Genomic DNA, 594 nt, shown 5'->3' on the forward strand with positions numbered 1-594 from the left:
CGTCACGACCGGGAATCCCTTTCAGCTCGACAACCATAGGCACGCGGCCGTCAATCAGGTCGAGCGCTTCCTGCAGCGTCGGCAGGTGGTCCGATGTGCCGCCGACCTTGAGCGCCGTAAGTTCCGCCGCGGTGCGTTGCCAGACGAAACCGTCCTGGCCGGTCAGCCTTTGCAAATCGTCATCATGAATGATCACGGGAACGCCATCCGACGACAGGTGCACGTCGCATTCGATCGCATAGCCGCGCTCGGCCGCCGCCGTGAAAGCGGAAAGCGTGTTTTCCCAGCGCGTCTTGTTCATGTCGTGAAAGCCGCGATGGGCGACGGGCCGGGCGGTCAGCCAGGATATGTCGGTCATGATCGTCCCCTGGCTCATTCGACTTCGAAGATGGCTTCGATTTCCACTGCGGCATTAAGCGGCAGGCAGGCCGTGCCGACAGCGGAACGGGCATGCTTGCCGCGCTCGCCAAGTGCCGCGACCAGGAAGTCTGAGGCGCCGTTGGCAACCAGATGCTGCTCGACAAACTCAGGTGTCGAGGCGACGAAAACGGTGATCTTCACCAGCCGGCGGATCTTCTCGAGGTCGCCGAGCGC

2 protein-coding genes are annotated in these 594 nt (G+C 62.8%); both read right to left on the bottom strand.

Translation table 11 applies throughout. The features are described from left to right. Positions 1-358 (bottom strand): glycerophosphodiester phosphodiesterase family protein (locus EN935_RS39345; RefSeq protein ID WP_281040426.1); only part of this gene is annotated, 358 nt, incomplete at its 3' end. Positions 359-372: 14 nt separating this feature from the next. Next, the coding region (locus tag EN935_RS39350) for a RidA family protein (RefSeq protein WP_164771896.1) at positions 373-594 on the bottom strand (222 nt) is incomplete at its 5' end.

It is taken from the genome of Mesorhizobium sp. M7D.F.Ca.US.004.03.1.1 (genome assembly GCF_003998635.1).
GTDB lineage: Bacteria > Pseudomonadota > Alphaproteobacteria > Rhizobiales > Rhizobiaceae > Mesorhizobium > Mesorhizobium loti.